Consider the following 14298-nt stretch of genomic DNA (forward strand, 5'->3'; position numbering starts at 1 on the left):
TCCGGAGGGGCGATGGACGCAGGCACGATTGTCACGTTATTCAAATTCAAACGCTGGGCAGATACGGAAACCTTACAGGCAATACAGAGGGTCGATAGCTCAGCAAATGCTGAAAAGCACCATCTGATGCTCAGGCTTATGAACCATATTTATGTTGTGGATATGATTTTCAGGGCAAATATTACTGGTCAAACGCATCAATACACCGCGTTAAATACGCCGGAAACGCCGTCTGCAGACGAGCTTCTGAAAAAGATGAGTGAATGCACTGACTGGTATATTACGCACGCAGGTTCAATGGACATCCCCGGACTTTCCGAAATCATCAAATTCCGTTTCGTCGATGGCGGAAATGGCGAAATGAAAGCGGCGGATATGCTCAACCATGTGTTGTTTCACGGTACCTATCATCGCGGCGCTGTGGGCTGGATGCTTTCAGAAACGGGTGTAACCCCTCCCAAGGATGTGCTAACCGTTTTTCTAAGAGATCATCATCACTAATATGACGAACTTTCATCAACTTACCGCCACCAGCCTGGATGGCCGCCTTATCTCAATGGCCGACTATGCGGGAAAGGTAGTTTTGGTCGTCAATACCGCCAGCCAGTGTGGCTTCACGCCGCAATATGCTGGTCTTGAAGCGCTATACAAGAAATACGCCGATCAAGGATTAGTGGTGCTGGGCTTCCCCTGTAACCAGTTCGGCAAACAGGAACCCGGCGGTGCCGACGAAATCTCGAAAACCTGTTACATCAACTACGGCGTGAGTTTCCCGATGTTTGAGAAGGTTGAGGTTAACGGTAGCGCAGCGCACCCGCTGTTTCGTTATCTGAAAAACGAATTGCCAGGCGTGCTGGGAGGGCGGATCAAATGGAATTTTACTAAGTTTCTGATCGGCCGCGACGGTAAACCACTCAAGCGTTTTGCTCCGATGACGACGCCAGAGAAAATGGAGAGGGCGATTGTGGAGGCTTTGGGGAGGTGAGAGTTTTGGTGAATGGAATTAACCATGAGTCGGGCACTTCCGGAATACCCGATGTCCACTTTGTGCCTGGAGCGGACTTTTAGTTCGCTATAGTACCGTTTATAACCGTATGAGATGGAAAATAATGAAGCCGCCAACTGGCGGCTTTTGTGCAGGAAGGTAAATTTAGCAGTATTCGGTAATATCAAACCCTTCATCAGTCGTTGGCTCTTCGAAATAGCGCGTTATGATGTCAAATTGTTGATCTGAGGCAGAAAATTCATGCACGCCTTCTGCATTACGGGCGCGCAAGCGGGATTTACATACTTCATCAGAAACTTTCAGATAGTGCAGCTGATTACTGGCACCTGACTCCTTAATAATGCTCATCATCCATTCACGATTTTTTTGTGTGTTTGCCGGGAAATCAAGAACTACTGATAAACCAGCTTTGAGTAGTGACACCAGATGAGGCTTCATGGCATTTCTTAGTCTTAATGAATACTGCACATAATCAGATATGGATTGCATTTCATTGGTAAAGAGGGCAGCCAGCCAGCGATCCTCGCTGACAATTACAGTCCCAGGTGATGATCCTAATTTTGCTGACAATGTGGATTTTCCTGATGCAATTTTTCCACATAACAAGTGCAAGACAGGTTTTTCAGGCGTCGTTACTGCATTTGTGTCCATTCTTTACCTCACTGGATTGTTACCGGTAAGGCCCGCCTTACCGGCGGGAAAATGGCGAACGTTATCCCACCTGAGTCAGACAGGTTATAATAATCATTGAATAGGTTAGGACTGAGTGTGTTTTCATCGTCATTCAACTTAACAGGGCCTGAATGCAAAATCAGCAATTATTTCACTTATAAATTGAGTGTCTGCTTCGCGCTCAAAACTGCTTCAGCAACTATGAAACAACTGTGTTATTTAACAATTTGCGGTAGAAACCTTTATTAATATAGCTTTATTGCTTTTGTGTTAATTTAAATTGGTACTATTTGCTTAAGGAGACATGCGTGAACATCACCATCTGCAAACCAGACGAATATACTGATTTGGTTGATATTTTTATCGAGATGGAAAACTATTATAATCAGGATCTTTGCTTGTCCAGGAGTGACATGACCGCATATCTGAGGGATAAGGTCCTTGCAGTCGACTCTCATACTGAAGTTCACAAAGTGGTTTGTGAAGGAGTAATAGCAGCGTTTTCATGCGTCTCAGTGATGTACCCTTCACCACGTTTCAGCGGGCAAATGTTTATCAAAGAGCTTTTTGTTTCAGCACCTTTCAGGAGGGCTGGAGTGGGTAGAAAGCTGATGAGTTTTATAGCCAGTCGGGCTCAAGAGCGGGGATGTTTACAACTCGATTGGTTATCTGTGGCAGCAGACCCATTGGCACAAAAGTTTTATGAGTCTTTCGGTGCTCAGGTTATCAAGAGTGTTAACTATCATCGGGTTTTTGGCACAAAAATAGATGAGCTTGCCCGCAGTGCCGGCTGAAGTACCCAGAAATAGACTCACACTGTTGGTGAAAATAGCATAATGGTACGCCCACTGTTCGCTCAAAGCAGGCGTTTCCCACTACCAGGCTGCTTTCCAAAACCCCATTACCCCCGCAGCCACGGCGTAATGGTCAGCCCGGTAAGCAAGCCTTCCGGGCTGAGCAGGCGAGTGACGGTTTGCCCCCACGGTTCCAAACGGTTAGCTACCAGCAGCCGATAGCCTTTTTCACGCAGAACGCGGGTAGCCGAGTCCAGATCCTGCACCTCGTACTCAACCCAACCCTGCGGTATCGGGTGCTCAACTGGCCACTTTTCCTCGCCAAAACAGGATGCAGCCGCCTGTGCGAGCGGCCAGACGGCGAAATGCTTCACGCCTTCCAGCTGGCCATCCTCAGTGAGCAGATATTCGCTGTTCCCCTCCATCGGCTTCAGCGGAAGGCCGAGTGTCTGGACATAAAACGCGGTGCTGGACTCCGTATCCCGCGAAATGGGCCCGAACCCGGCGACGAACAAGACATCAATTTCTGGTAGCGTTTGCGACATACCCACTCCTGAATGAGGTGAAATTCACCCTGAATTTATCTTACGATCGGCGGAAATACGACCCTCAATTCTGGTGTTGCATTCAACGTGCCTGCACGTCCACGATGGGTTTAAAATTCAGCGCGATGAGGATCAGCAGCACGACTCCCGCACTCATGATCAGCCATGCGCTGGTCAGCGAGACCGAACTGTCGCGAACGATCCCCGCTATTAGCGGCATAAGCGCGGCAATCATGTATCCGCCGCCCTGAACTTTAGACAGTAACTTCCCGGCCTGGGCGGGCGTTCGCGCATGATCGAACGTGACGATGAGCGACAGCGGGAAGAGGGCGCCGATCCCGGTGCCAAGCAGCAGCGTGGATAACACCGGCGTTGTACCCGGCGAAAAGACCAGACACAGTAATCCCGCCAGCAGCAGCAACAAAACGGCAATCAGCGGCACGCGACGATCGGGAAACTTACCGATCAGCGCGGAGACGGCAAACCCGGCGACAACCTCGGTTAACGTCAGCCAGGCCAGCATGTAGCCGCTGCTGCGTGCGGACCATCCCGCCTGAATGTAAAGCGGGGGCAGCCAGGCCAATACCAGCGTGTAGGCTCCCGTACCCACGCCGAAAAAGAGCAGCAGTTGTGCTGTACGAGAGGACGAGAGCGTGACGGTTTCGTGTGCTGTTTTTTCCTCCTGAGGATGCTTAACCAGGGTTAACCACAGTATTAGCGCCAGCAGCGCTAACAGCCCGGCCATTGCCAGCGCGGGCTTCAGCGTGAGCCATGAAAACAACGGCTCGGCGCTGGCGGCGGCGATTGCCGCTCCGGCCATAATGCCCGTGCTGAAGAGCGACATCACCGTGCTGGCCGTTTGCGTATATTCCTTTTTTATCAGGGCAGGCATTAACGCCTGGATCGTGCCTATGCTGGCCCCGCCCAGTAACGCGGTGCCCATAAGACTCTCCGGCGAGGCGCTAAAACCGCGTAATAAGCAGGCAACAAGCAGGATGAAAAGCCCGAGCATAATGCCCCGTACGGCGCCGACTCTGGCTAAAAGCCAGGGGCCACACAGGGCGGCCAGCCCCATCATCGCGACCGGTAGGGTGGTCAACAGACTGAATTGCGTAGCGGTTAGCCCCGCTTCGCGCTGCAGCACGGAGAACAGAGGTCCGACAGAAGCCAGAATGGGGCGCAGGTTCAGCCCGACGATAAAAGCGATAACGGCGAAGAGTAAAGGCGACGTGCGTTTCAACATGGAGTCCTTTTCGGTTGTGAATGGCCCGGCAAATTGCTACGAGCATTTATCTTAACGTTAAGATAAAATCTGTTTTTGCGTAAGATGTACCGCACAACAGGATAAATACCCACGCCATCAGGGGTGAAAATGAAAGACCATGTAGACTTTGTTGTCGGCCAGTGGAGCCGCGCCATGCCGGAGCTGGACGCCTCGTCGATGAAGATTTTTGGCCGAATGCTCCGGCTGATGAAGCATCTGGCAAGAGAACGGGCGCAGGCCATGGCGCAGTTCGGTTTTCGCGAGGGCGAGTTTGACGTGCTCGCCACGCTGCGCCGCGCCGGCGAGCCGTACTGCCTTTCGCCCACGCAGCTGTATAAATCACTGTTGGTAACCTCAGGGGCGATGACGAACCGGCTCAGCCATCTCGAACAGCAAGGGCTTATCAGGCGAATTGCCGATCCGGATGACAAGCGCAGTACCCTCGTAAGCCTGACGCCGCACGGGCAGGAGCGTATCGAACAGGCGCTGATCGTCCATACGCAAACGCAAAATGGGCTGCTGAGCAGCTTGTCTGAGCCGCAGCGCGCGCAGCTTGAGTCCCTGCTCAGGGAGCTGCTGCTGACGTTTCCGCCCGAGGATCTGAGCAACAAGTCACCGAGTGCCGATAATACAAACACTGCATAGCTAAACCTCACTGAAAGGGAACGTATGTCTTTACCGCCACTGTATGCGCTGCGCGCTTTTGAAGTTGCCGCGCGGCTGAACTCCTTCAGCAAAGCGGCTGAAGCACTGAATATCACGCCGGGCGCGGTCAGCAGGCATGTCCGGACGCTTGAAATGTGGTTCGACTGTGAGCTCTTTAAACGTCAAGGGCCGAGAGTGGAGGTCAGTGATGCCGGACGTATTCTGGCCGGACAGCTCAGCGAAAGTTTCTCGAATATTGAGTGGGCCTGCCGCGCATTCAGAAGTGAAAACCACTTTCTGCGCCTCAAAGCTCCCAGCACCCTGACGATGCGGTGGCTTCTGAATGTGCTTAAATCCTTTCGTGAGAACCACGCGAAGCCAAAAATTGAAATTGCCAGCGTCTGGATGGACTTCGACACCGTTGACTTCAGCCGTGAGCCCTATGATTGTGCGATCCTCCTCGGTAATGGCTATTTCGGCGAGTCAACGGAAAGCAGGCTGATCTTCAGTGAATGGCTCATTCCGGTTTGTACCCCGTCGTTGCTTGAGTCTGCCCGGCATCAGCTTGCGCAGTGCGAGCTTATTCATCCCTCGGCGGACAGACGGGACTGGAAGCGCTGGCTGAAAAAAACCGGATTATTCCCCGGGCTCGACGTGAGTCGTGGAATAGTGTTCGACACCCTGGAGCAGGGAAGCCTGGCCGCCATGAACGGACATGGTGTTGCTATGGCCGATCTTCGCCTTACGCTTGAAGCGCTTGAGAGTGGGCTTCTCGCGCTGCCCTTCAGGGAAGCTATCGCAACCGGCGATGGCTACTACCTCGTCTGGCCGAAAAATTCGCTCAGAAGAGAGAGTATTGAACGTCTGCTGGCCTGGCTCAATCTCAATAGGCCGGTTTTTCCCCCTCTGGATATTGTTTGTCTCGATGACGATGAGAAACGTTTTTAATAAATATAAATGCAGGATATTCCGGACGGCATATCCTGCATAATGAATTAAATTATGCGTAGGGAATATTCGCCATCTGTTTATATCGCTCTGGCAGGGCGCTGTTCAGGTTGAGCAATTTATCCAGAATATAAAGCGCAGGCGTCCCCCTTGCGCGTTCAGCATCGATCAGCGCCGTGCGTAACAGATTGGCAGCCGACGTCATTTCACGGAAATACTCCTCAGACTCACGCGTCTGAGCTTCGCCTGACGTGGCGTAACGCACCTTTGGCCAGTCGGCAAAGTCAAGCAGCGGGAGGGTCCCATCCTCTTTTGGTAAATGTGCTGAGAGCAGCTCTTCGGCGTTACCCGGATTGCTTTGAGCGAAAGAGAGGAGGCGCAGTCGATGGATGAAAGGGGATAGCGCTTCTGAGCTTTCCTTTTCTGTAGAAAGTAACGTTATCAACTCATGCACATTTGCCTGGGCGCTAAATTTATTAGGCGAGATAATATTCATTACATGGAATAAAACATCGAGTGTCATAGGTGCTCCATACAGGCTTGGTAATATTTATTTTTTCTATCCCAGGGATGAATGGATGGTATTTCAGGGGCGTCACTGTTGAAAAACGATAAATAGTGGGAATTAATGTGAGTTTTACTCAACGTTGCGCTTTGAAGCGCAATCACGCACCTCCTCACGCTGCAGCGATTTGTTTCACAAATGCCATCGCTCATCGACCGTTCCGAATGGTATAACGTCTTGCGGCAATCGGGTTGCCGCCCGCTGACTCCATTCACAAAGGTGTATATGAAACAAATTACGTTCAGTGACCTGCAGCAACAAAGCGAGCAGGCTGCCAATTCTCCTCGCTTACGCGCGCACCGCAATTTACATCCTGAGCTGAGCGACCCGGTACAACGCCTGGCTATCGCGATGGAGCCTGGTACCTATGTTCGCCCTCATCGCCACCCGCACACGTTTGAACTGCTGACGGCTCTGAGCGGTCGCTTTCTGGTGTTGAATTTTGATGACAGCGGTAACGTGACCCAGCGCGTGGTGTTAGGTGAAGACTGCAAAGTGCTGGAGATGGATGCCGGTACCTGGCATGCCGTGCTGTCGCTGGATAAAGGCGGCGTCATTTTTGAGGTAAAACACGGCGGCTATCAGCCTGTTCCGGAGCACGATACCGCCTCGTGGTCACCGGCTGAGAACGCGCCCGGTAGCGCGGAGCTGATGAAATGGTACGCCCAGGCACAGGTGGGTGACGGTGGTTTTACCCTGTAATTATTTTCTGATGTGCCCGACGCGTGGAAAGGCGCGCCGGGATAGAGAGAGACGATCCCGCCAACTCAACTTACCGTATTAAAATGCCAGCCGCTGGCAGTCGACAGCGTCACGAACGGGCCGGCCAGCGTGCTGTTGTGATGCGCAATGATGTCACTGGCGGATAAATGTGCATTATCCATTGTGGTATGCGCATCTGAAATCAATACCGTCCTGAAACCCAGCTCCGGCGCGGCCCGGCAGGTGGTGTCGACACAAAATTCTGTTTTCATTCCGGCAATGATCAGCTGTTTGATGCCTCTGTGATTAAGTTCACGCAGCAATTCGGTATCCCGAAAACAGCTGGGATAGCGCTTGGTGAAAACAACATCCTGCTCCTTTACGTCCAGCTCGGGTATCAGCTGCGTCAACGGCCCCTTCTCTGAAAAGGGCGAGTCGTCTGGTCCAACATGGCGGGCAAAAAAGACGGGCACCTGCGCGTGCCGCGCGTTGGCTATTAACAAACGGATATTTGCCAGAACGGCATCGGCGGAACAGGGGGAGACCGGGCCCCGGAAGAGACCCTGCTGCATGTCGATAATTAAGAGAGCATTGTCAGAAATCATTTTCTTTCTCCATTCAGAGGGTGGTGAACGGAGAGGTATTTCCCCGTCCAGGCTGGCGGGGATTGAGGTTCTGTTTGTCAGTAGTTCGCTACAGATACGCTCACGCCGCCGAAAGTGCCGGTGGTGGTGAGGGTGGTTGTTGGCTGAACTGACTGATACATGAAATGACCTTTGTTTATTCATTACGCTATATGCGGAATTATCACGTTAGTTATAGCGTTGCTTAACTCTTTGCTTCAAGACACCAACTTGGGTAGGGGGCCGATGCAGCGGCAGGAAGCTGTCAGCAAAGGCTCGTAACCTGCTGTGGTCGCCTTTGCTGACTGAATAGCCGGGATTATTTAAGGCCCTCTAGCCCCTTCAGGAACTCCTCCACCTGCTCAGGCGTCGCCGTGTCTGCCTGGTAAAGGATATCGAGCTTAACGTTCTTCAACCCGCAGAAGCCAAACACGCCTTCGATTATCTGCGTCTGAATCGCCGTCGAATAGCCGTGTTTGTCGAATCCGGTGAGATCGCTGCCGCCGGTGGCAATCAGGCGGACGGGAACATCGCGTAAGCTGCCCACAATCCGGCCGTCATCGGCCACCTTATACGCCCAGTTCAGGGTTAATACGCGATCGAACCAGCCTTTCAACAGCGCGGGGACCGACCACCAGTACACGGGGAAGACAAACACCAGCATATCCGCTCGCTCGACGCGCTGCTGCTCGTGCAGAATATCGTCGGGAAGGGCGCTCGGATCGCCGTGATATAAATCGAGATCGGCGCGGGTCATTGCCGGATTAAACCCTTCAGCATGCAGATCGGCGATCTCAACCTGCGTACCCTGCTCGCGTAATTTTCCGGCAATATGGGCTGCCAGCGAATGGGATAACGAATTGTCGACAGGGTGAGCCGTCACGATCAGTGCGTTATTAATGGCATTTGTAGCAGACATAGCGACCTCGGATGGGTGAGAATTGACGTCTATATTACTATTGGTAACTTAGGTGTCAATCCGCCCCCAGCGATCATTTTGTGCTATTCACGTAGGTCTCCAGCACGCCGGTCATGGCGCCGCTGAGCGTATCTTCCGCCACGTTACGGGCGAGCACGCCGTTACCTGCGGCGGTGCTGAGCGCGTCCGCCGCGCCGATGATCGCCGTCAGTACCGCTTCCCCCTGAACGCCTTTCAGCGCGACGAACGGGGAAAGCGCGGTACGCAGGCAGTCGGCACATTCGGCCACGCATGCCTCACGAAACGTCTGCAACGCGTGAGATCCGGACAGCGCCGCGGCGATTGGCCCGGTTTCAGGCCCGGCACTTATGGCGCAGTCGATATAGGCGGCGCTGAAAAAGCGGATCGTCTTTTCCAGCGTTTTGCTGTCGACCGCCAGCGTCTCGCGGAATTTCGCCAGCTGCCGATCGCTATAGTCCCGGTACAGCGCCATCAGCAGCCCTTCACGATCGCCAAAGTGATCGTAGGGGATAGGCTTGGTCACGTTGGCTCGTTCGGCCAGGTAGCCAAGAGTAAGCGCCTCCGTGCCTTGCTGACGAACGATTCCGCGCGCAACCTCCAGCAGCTGCACGCGGCGGTCCTCTTTTCTTAAGCGCTTAACAACCATGCTTTCCTCAGAAGTGTTATCTACTCATGGTAGTTTACACGTTTTCTGCACGGTGCTGCACGCGTTGTTCCGATGGTCGGATCCGGAACCAGATCGCATACATCGCGGGCAGGAAGACGAGCGTGACGATCGTCCCGCCCAGCGTTCCGCCTATCAGCGTGTAGGCCAGCGTGCCCCAGAACACCGAATGCGTCAGGGGAATGAACGCCAGCACGGCGGCCATGGCGGTCAGAAGGACCGGGCGTGCGCGCTGGACCGTCGCTTCAACCACCGCCTGGAACGGCTCGAGGCCCTCCTTCTGGTTATGATCGATTTGACCGATCAGGATCAGCGTATTGCGCATAAGAATGCCGGAAAGGGCGATCAAGCCGACCAGCGCGTTGATGCCAAACGGCTGATTGAAAATCAACAGCACGGGCACCACGCCAATCAGCCCCAGCGGCGCGGTTAAGAACACCATCACCATCGCCGAGATTGAGCGCACCTGCAAAATGATGATCAGCAGCGTCAGGGCAATCATGATCGGGAACAGCGGAATCATTGCCTGCGTGGCTTTGCCTGATTCCTCAATCGAACCCGCCATGTCTATTCGGTACCCGGGCGGCAGCGCGTCAACAATCGGCTGGAGCTGCTTCATGACGGCGACCGACACATCCGGTGGCTGAAGATTGTTAGCGATGTCGCCCCGAACGGTTATCGTCGGGGTGCGATCGCGACGGCGCAGGATCGGATCTTCCATACCGATCTCAATCTTGCCGATTTGAGACAGCGGAACGCGCTGTCCCGCATTGCCGACAAGGGTAAAGCCCTCTATTTTTGCCGGATCAAGACGGATATCTCCCGCCGCGCGGCCAATGACATCCACCGAGCGAATATCCTCCCGCACGGAGGTGACTGGCACGCCAGACAGCAGGAACTGAAGCTGATCGGCAACGGCACTGGAGGTTAAGCCGGTCGCCTGCAGGCGGTTTTGATCGAGGGTGAAATGCAGGACGGGAACGCGCGACCCCCAGTCGGTGTTGACGGTTCTCATCATCGGGCTCGCCTGGAGCACGGCTTTCACCCTGTCAGCGATGTCATGCACCTGTTCGACATCCGGCCCCGACACGCGCCAGGCAACCGGGAAGGGCGAGTACGGGCCAAACACCAGCTGCGTTACCCGCACGCGGGCTTCGGGGGCAAGGCCGTTGGCGACAGCGTCCCTCAGCCGGAGCTTGAGCGCCTCGCGTGACGTTTCGCTGTCCGTCAGGATCACGATTTTCGCAAAAGACGGATCGGGCAGTTCAGGCGCCATCGCCAGATAAAAGCGGGGCGAACCCTGACCAATATAGGCCGTGACAATTTTGGCTTCGGGCTGCTGGCTCAGCCACGCTTCGATTTTTGCCGCTGCGGCGCTGGTTTGCTCAATCGAGGTACCGTAGGGCATCTGCACCTCAACCAGTACTTCCGGGCGATCGGAGGTCGGGAAGAATTGTTTTTTAACCAGCCCCATGCCGAGCACGGCCAGAATGAAAATGGCGACCACCGACCCGGCCACCCGCCATTTTCTGGCGATAACGCGGGCAAGCAGCTGGCGAAAACGGTTATAGCGAGGCGTGTTATAGATGGCGGCATGACCCCCTTCTACTTTAGGGATCGCCGGCAGGATCTTCACTCCAAGATAGGGCGTGAACACCACCGCGACAAACCACGATGCAATCAGGGCGAGGCCGACAATCCAGAACATGTTGCTGGTGTATTCCCCGGCGGTCGACTGGGCAAAGCCATTCGGCATAAAGCCAATTGCCGTCACCAGGGTACCGGCCAGCATGGGCGCGGCGGTATGGCTCCAGGCGAAGGCCGAGGCTTTGATTCTGTCGTAACCTTCCTCCATTTTCACCACCATCATTTCGATGGCGATGATGGCATCATCAACCAGCAGGCCGAGGGCGAGGATCAGGGAGCCCAGCGTAACGCGGTCAAAGTTTATCCCCGCGGCTTCCATCACCACGAACACGACCGCCAGCGTCAGCGGTACCGCCGCCGCAACGACAACACCCACGCGCCAGCCCATGCTGACAAAACAAACCACCATGACCACAAGCAGGGCGACGAAGAATTTGATCATGAACTCATCGACCGACGAGCGAATATTCACGGACTGGTCGGTAACCTTGGTCAGGGACATGCCCAGCGGCAGGCTATCATTTATTTTCGCCGTTTCCGCATCCAGCGCTTTACCCAGCGCCAGACCGTTCCAGCCTTCGCGCATCACGATGCCCAGCAGAAGGGCGGGCTCATGCTGATTGCGTATCAGCATCGTCGGGGGATCTTCGTAGCCTCGCTCAACCGTTGCCACATCGGACAGCTTGAGCGTTTTGCCCTGAGCCACAAAAGGCGTATCGCGGATTTTCTGCAGTTCATCGAACGCGCCGTCCAGACGGATAAAAATCTGCGCGCCTCGGGTCTCAATGGAACCCGCCGCGGCTAGCGCGTTCTGGCTGTTGAGGGCATTGAAAATATCCTGGGGTGAGAGTCCTATCGTCGCCAGACGGTCATGGGAGAAGGAGATGTAAATCCGCTCGGCCTGTTCGCCGATAATGTTCACTTTCTTCACGCCGGGAACGTGCAGAAGCTGCTGGCGCAGGCCTTCGGCATCGCGGACCAGCTGACGCTGCGGTTCGCCTTTCGCTTTCAGGGCAAAGAGGGCAAAGGTGACATCCGAGAATTCGTCATTGATCATCGGGCCGATGACGCCCGCCGGAAGTCGCTGAGATTCATCTCCAAGCTTCTTACGCGCCTGATAGAACTCCTCCTGCACTTCGGCAGGCGGGGTCTTGTCCTGCAATGACAACGTGATAAACGCCATGCCGGGACGGGTATAGGTTTCGGTACGGTCATACCATTTGAGTTCCTGCAGGCGCTTTTCCAGCGGCTCGGCGACCTGATCCTGAATTTCCTGCGCGGTGGCGCCCGGCCAGACGGTTATCACCGTCATTTGCTTGACAGTGAAGGGCGGATCTTCCGCGCGCCCGAGCCCAAAGAAGGCGTAAATTCCGGCAATCGTGACCAGAACGATCAGAAACAGCGTAATGGAACGTTCGCGGACGGCCAGCGCCGACAGGTTGAAGCGGCTTCCGCTCATGGTGTGTTCTCCGCCAGGGCGGCATTGCGTTGCTCGGCAAGCCTGACGACTTCACCTTCGTGCAGAAGATGGGCACCTAACGCAACAATCTTCTCACCGGGCTTCACGCCGCCCATGACCTGCGCCGCATCTTCACCCACGCTCAGCACCTTGACGGGCGTCCATGCAACCTTTGCCGGCTGGGCGGAAATACGCCAGACGCCGGGACCTTTTCCTGCATCATAGAGTGAAGCCAGCGGGACCTGCATGACCTGACCTTCCGCTTTATTGTCCTGAATGTTCAGCGTGACGGTTGCCCCCAGCGGCGCGTCTGCCAGCAGGCCATCCAGCACGTAGCGGGCTTCATAAGTGCGGGTCGCGGCATCGGCCGAGTCAGACAGCAGGCGCAGCGTTGCGGTGACCGGATGTTTTTCATTGCCATACAGCGTGGCCTGCGCTTCGCTGCCGACGGCAGGGCGCAGCGTTTCCGGAAGCTGGACGAGCGCTTCACGCTGCCCCGCTCTGGCGAGCCTGATCGTCACCTGTCCGGCACTGACGACCTGACCCGGCTCGGCGAGCGTCTCCATGACCACGCCGTCTGAATCCGCCAGCAGCACGGCATAGCCCGTGGCGTTTTGCGCCACGCTGGCCTGCGCCCGGGCGGCGCTGAGATCGGCCCTGGCCGTATCGGCCGCCGCTTTGATCTGGTCATACTCCGAGGCGGATACGGCGCCGGACGCCACGAGACCGCGATAGCGCGCCTCATCGCTGGAGGCTTTTCGCGCGCGCGCCTGAGCCGCATCCACCGCGCGCTGCTGCGCCTGGGCCTGTAATTTCAGGTCAACCGGATCCAGGCGCAGCAAGGGCTGGCCCTGTTTGACGGTCTGACCCGTATCAACCAGCCGCTCAAGGATTTTTCCCTGAACCCTGAAGCCCAAATCGCTTTGCGTTCTTGCGACCACCACGCCCGTGAAGGCGCGGGCGGTATTGTCCGCAAGCTCGACGGATGCGGATCTGACGAGCGGTGGCTGTGTGCGCGGATCGTCACTCGCGGAAATATCGCCGCACGCCACCAGGGCAAACGGCAGGAGACAAACGGCAACGCGGGCTGAAGTGAGCCTGAGCATGGGAAACCTTTTTGATGTAACAGGACGGTATCCGCATTCTCTGACTAGTGACCAAAATTGTCAATGGTCACAAATTAGGGGGCCAGGCTTCTTAAAATCAGTGAAGAGAGCAGCACTGCCGCCGTGGGGGCCATTTCGAGGTTGTACTGCAGCTGAACGGGATTAATGTAAGGGCACATCACCATGTAGACGGCACCGGTGACCTCATCCAGCGGCGTTTTTCTTTCAAACTCGCCGGCCTGCCTGCCTTCGATAATGATGCTCTCAATCAGCTTCATCAGGCTTTCACTATACTTTTGGGTTGACGGCCACTGCTCCTGCGCGGCGACGGCGGCAATGTCGTATAGCTTACGGTCATGGAAAAACAGCTCGCTTCCCGCCTCGGTGAGCGCTTTGAAAAGGCGGCGTAATTTTTCGCTTGCTGACGGCGCATCCTCGATGGCGGAAAGCACTGCCGCCATGATCAGCTCCAGGCGGTTAGCGCAGATCACCTCGCCGATAGCCTGTTTGGAATCGAAAAATTTATAAATGTAGGACTTTGAAAAACCAATGGATTTAGCCAGCTCGGCGACGGTGGTTTTTTCATAGCCGTAGTGACCGAAGTGCTCAAAAGCCGCTTCGACGATTTGCTCTCTGACAGCGTGGTCAAGTGGACCACGTGATGATGGGGGGTTCATATTTTTAGTCATTATTTAAGCTTAGCGTGACAGGCTATGAT

Annotated in this window: 16 protein-coding genes; 6 read left to right on the forward strand and 10 right to left on the reverse strand. The window is 55.0% G+C overall.

Annotated features, from left to right (window positions below):
• Positions 1 to 12: 12 nt before the first annotated feature.
• Together DFO52_RS00795 and DFO52_RS00800 are read left to right on the forward strand one after the other, a co-directional pair.
• Complete coding sequence (locus DFO52_RS00795) at positions 13 to 501, forward strand: DinB family protein (RefSeq protein WP_133548813.1); 489 nt, start codon at positions 13 to 15, stop codon at positions 499 to 501.
• A 1-nt stretch (position 502) separates the two neighbouring features.
• Positions 503 to 985, forward strand: a complete 483-nt coding sequence (locus tag DFO52_RS00800; RefSeq protein WP_133548815.1) for a glutathione peroxidase — start codon at positions 503 to 505, stop codon at positions 983 to 985.
• Between the two features lie 165 nt (positions 986 to 1150).
• Here DFO52_RS00800 and DFO52_RS00805 read toward each other — a convergent pair whose 3' ends face one another.
• Complete coding sequence (locus tag DFO52_RS00805) at positions 1151 to 1657, reverse strand: ATP-binding protein (RefSeq protein WP_029741878.1); 507 nt, start codon at positions 1655 to 1657, stop codon at positions 1151 to 1153.
• A 329-nt stretch (positions 1658 to 1986) separates the two neighbouring features.
• Here DFO52_RS00805 and DFO52_RS00810 point away from each other — a divergent pair, with 329 nt between their 5' ends.
• The gene (locus tag DFO52_RS00810; protein ID WP_121931432.1) at positions 1987 to 2472 is read left to right on the forward strand and encodes a GNAT family N-acetyltransferase; all 486 of its coding nucleotides are present in this window, start codon (positions 1987 to 1989) and stop codon (positions 2470 to 2472) included.
• A 107-nt stretch (positions 2473 to 2579) separates the two neighbouring features.
• On the opposite strand, the gene DFO52_RS00815 is transcribed toward DFO52_RS00810, so the two are convergent.
• Together DFO52_RS00815 and DFO52_RS00820 are read right to left on the reverse strand one after the other, a co-directional pair.
• Positions 2580 to 3017, reverse strand: coding sequence for a VOC family protein (locus tag DFO52_RS00815; protein WP_047647861.1), 438 nt, complete (start codon positions 3015 to 3017; stop codon positions 2580 to 2582).
• Between the two features lie 82 nt (positions 3018 to 3099).
• A complete protein-coding gene (locus DFO52_RS00820) occupies positions 3100 to 4260 on the reverse strand; it encodes an MFS transporter (protein ID WP_133548817.1) in 1161 nt (386 codons plus the stop codon).
• A 129-nt stretch (positions 4261 to 4389) separates the two neighbouring features.
• Between DFO52_RS00820 and DFO52_RS00825 the strand changes: the two genes are divergently transcribed.
• Positions 4390 to 4926: a MarR family transcriptional regulator gene (locus DFO52_RS00825; protein WP_133548819.1), complete on the forward strand. Its 537-nt coding sequence runs from the start codon at positions 4390 to 4392 to the stop codon at positions 4924 to 4926.
• A gap of 24 nt (positions 4927 to 4950) precedes the next feature.
• The gene (locus tag DFO52_RS00830) at positions 4951 to 5874 is read left to right on the forward strand and encodes a LysR substrate-binding domain-containing protein (protein WP_133548821.1); all 924 of its coding nucleotides are present in this window, start codon (positions 4951 to 4953) and stop codon (positions 5872 to 5874) included.
• Positions 5875 to 5926: 52 nt separating this feature from the next.
• On the opposite strand, the gene DFO52_RS00835 is transcribed toward DFO52_RS00830, so the two are convergent.
• Positions 5927 to 6397 (reverse strand): hypothetical protein, encoded by a 471-nt coding sequence (locus DFO52_RS00835; RefSeq protein WP_133548823.1) that lies wholly within the window; start codon positions 6395 to 6397, stop codon positions 5927 to 5929.
• A gap of 267 nt (positions 6398 to 6664) precedes the next feature.
• On the opposite strand from DFO52_RS00835, the gene DFO52_RS00840 reads away from it, so the two are divergent.
• Positions 6665 to 7141: a WbuC family cupin fold metalloprotein gene (locus tag DFO52_RS00840; RefSeq protein WP_121931438.1), complete on the forward strand. Its 477-nt coding sequence runs from the start codon at positions 6665 to 6667 to the stop codon at positions 7139 to 7141.
• A gap of 65 nt (positions 7142 to 7206) precedes the next feature.
• On the opposite strand, the gene DFO52_RS00845 is transcribed toward DFO52_RS00840, so the two are convergent.
• The 6 genes from DFO52_RS00845 to DFO52_RS00870 all read right to left on the reverse strand — a co-directional run bounded on the left by DFO52_RS00845 (position 7207) and on the right by DFO52_RS00870 (position 14269).
• Positions 7207 to 7746, reverse strand: a complete 540-nt coding sequence (locus tag DFO52_RS00845; protein ID WP_133548825.1) for a cysteine hydrolase family protein — start codon at positions 7744 to 7746, stop codon at positions 7207 to 7209.
• A gap of 337 nt (positions 7747 to 8083) precedes the next feature.
• A complete protein-coding gene (locus DFO52_RS00850; RefSeq protein WP_133548827.1) occupies positions 8084 to 8683 on the reverse strand; it encodes an NAD(P)H-dependent oxidoreductase in 600 nt (199 codons plus the stop codon).
• Positions 8684 to 8756: 73 nt separating this feature from the next.
• The gene (locus DFO52_RS00855) at positions 8757 to 9350 is read right to left on the reverse strand and encodes a TetR/AcrR family transcriptional regulator (protein WP_038417506.1); all 594 of its coding nucleotides are present in this window, start codon (positions 9348 to 9350) and stop codon (positions 8757 to 8759) included.
• 34 nt (positions 9351 to 9384) lie between these two features.
• On the reverse strand, positions 9385 to 12474 hold the full coding sequence (locus DFO52_RS00860; protein WP_133548829.1) for an efflux RND transporter permease subunit: 3090 nt from the start codon (positions 12472 to 12474) through the stop codon (positions 9385 to 9387).
• The gene (locus DFO52_RS00865; protein ID WP_133548831.1) at positions 12471 to 13580 is read right to left on the reverse strand and encodes an efflux RND transporter periplasmic adaptor subunit; all 1110 of its coding nucleotides are present in this window, start codon (positions 13578 to 13580) and stop codon (positions 12471 to 12473) included. The genes DFO52_RS00860 and DFO52_RS00865 overlap by 4 nt, the downstream gene beginning before the upstream one ends.
• A gap of 74 nt (positions 13581 to 13654) precedes the next feature.
• Positions 13655 to 14269 carry a TetR/AcrR family transcriptional regulator gene (locus tag DFO52_RS00870; protein ID WP_133548833.1) on the reverse strand — a complete coding sequence of 205 codons (615 nt, stop codon included), beginning with the start codon at positions 14267 to 14269 and terminating at the stop codon, positions 13655 to 13657.
• Positions 14270 to 14298 lie beyond the last annotated feature (29 nt).

The sequence above is a fragment of the Enterobacter sp. AG326 genome, from assembly GCF_004362415.1.
Lineage (GTDB): Bacteria > Pseudomonadota > Gammaproteobacteria > Enterobacterales > Enterobacteriaceae > Enterobacter > Enterobacter asburiae.

Bases quoted from the DNA above. Each gene is read 5' to 3' on its own strand.
- DFO52_RS00805 (WP_029741878.1), bottom strand. From the start codon at position 1,657: ATGGACACAAATGCAGTAACGACGCCTGAAAAACCTGTCTTGCACTTG.
- DFO52_RS00795 (WP_133548813.1), top strand. From the start codon at position 13: ATGGACGCAGGCACGATTGTCACGTTATTCAAATTCAAACGCTGGGCA.
- DFO52_RS00830 (WP_133548821.1), top strand. From the start codon at position 4,951: ATGTCTTTACCGCCACTGTATGCGCTGCGCGCTTTTGAAGTTGCCGCG.
- DFO52_RS00855 (WP_038417506.1), bottom strand. From the start codon at position 9,350: ATGGTTGTTAAGCGCTTAAGAAAAGAGGACCGCCGCGTGCAGCTGCTG.
- DFO52_RS00815 (WP_047647861.1), bottom strand. From the start codon at position 3,017: ATGTCGCAAACGCTACCAGAAATTGATGTCTTGTTCGTCGCCGGGTTC.
- DFO52_RS00865 (WP_133548831.1), bottom strand. From the start codon at position 13,580: ATGCTCAGGCTCACTTCAGCCCGCGTTGCCGTTTGTCTCCTGCCGTTT.
- DFO52_RS00860 (WP_133548829.1), bottom strand. From the start codon at position 12,474: ATGAGCGGAAGCCGCTTCAACCTGTCGGCGCTGGCCGTCCGCGAACGT.
- DFO52_RS00845 (WP_133548825.1), bottom strand. From the start codon at position 7,746: ATGATTTCTGACAATGCTCTCTTAATTATCGACATGCAGCAGGGTCTC.
- DFO52_RS00835 (WP_133548823.1), bottom strand. From the start codon at position 6,397: ATGACACTCGATGTTTTATTCCATGTAATGAATATTATCTCGCCTAAT.
- DFO52_RS00825 (WP_133548819.1), top strand. From the start codon at position 4,390: ATGAAAGACCATGTAGACTTTGTTGTCGGCCAGTGGAGCCGCGCCATG.
- DFO52_RS00820 (WP_133548817.1), bottom strand. From the start codon at position 4,260: ATGTTGAAACGCACGTCGCCTTTACTCTTCGCCGTTATCGCTTTTATC.
- DFO52_RS00870 (WP_133548833.1), bottom strand. From the start codon at position 14,269: ATGACTAAAAATATGAACCCCCCATCATCACGTGGTCCACTTGACCAC.
- DFO52_RS00850 (WP_133548827.1), bottom strand. From the start codon at position 8,683: ATGTCTGCTACAAATGCCATTAATAACGCACTGATCGTGACGGCTCAC.
- DFO52_RS00840 (WP_121931438.1), top strand. From the start codon at position 6,665: ATGAAACAAATTACGTTCAGTGACCTGCAGCAACAAAGCGAGCAGGCT.
- DFO52_RS00800 (WP_133548815.1), top strand. From the start codon at position 503: ATGACGAACTTTCATCAACTTACCGCCACCAGCCTGGATGGCCGCCTT.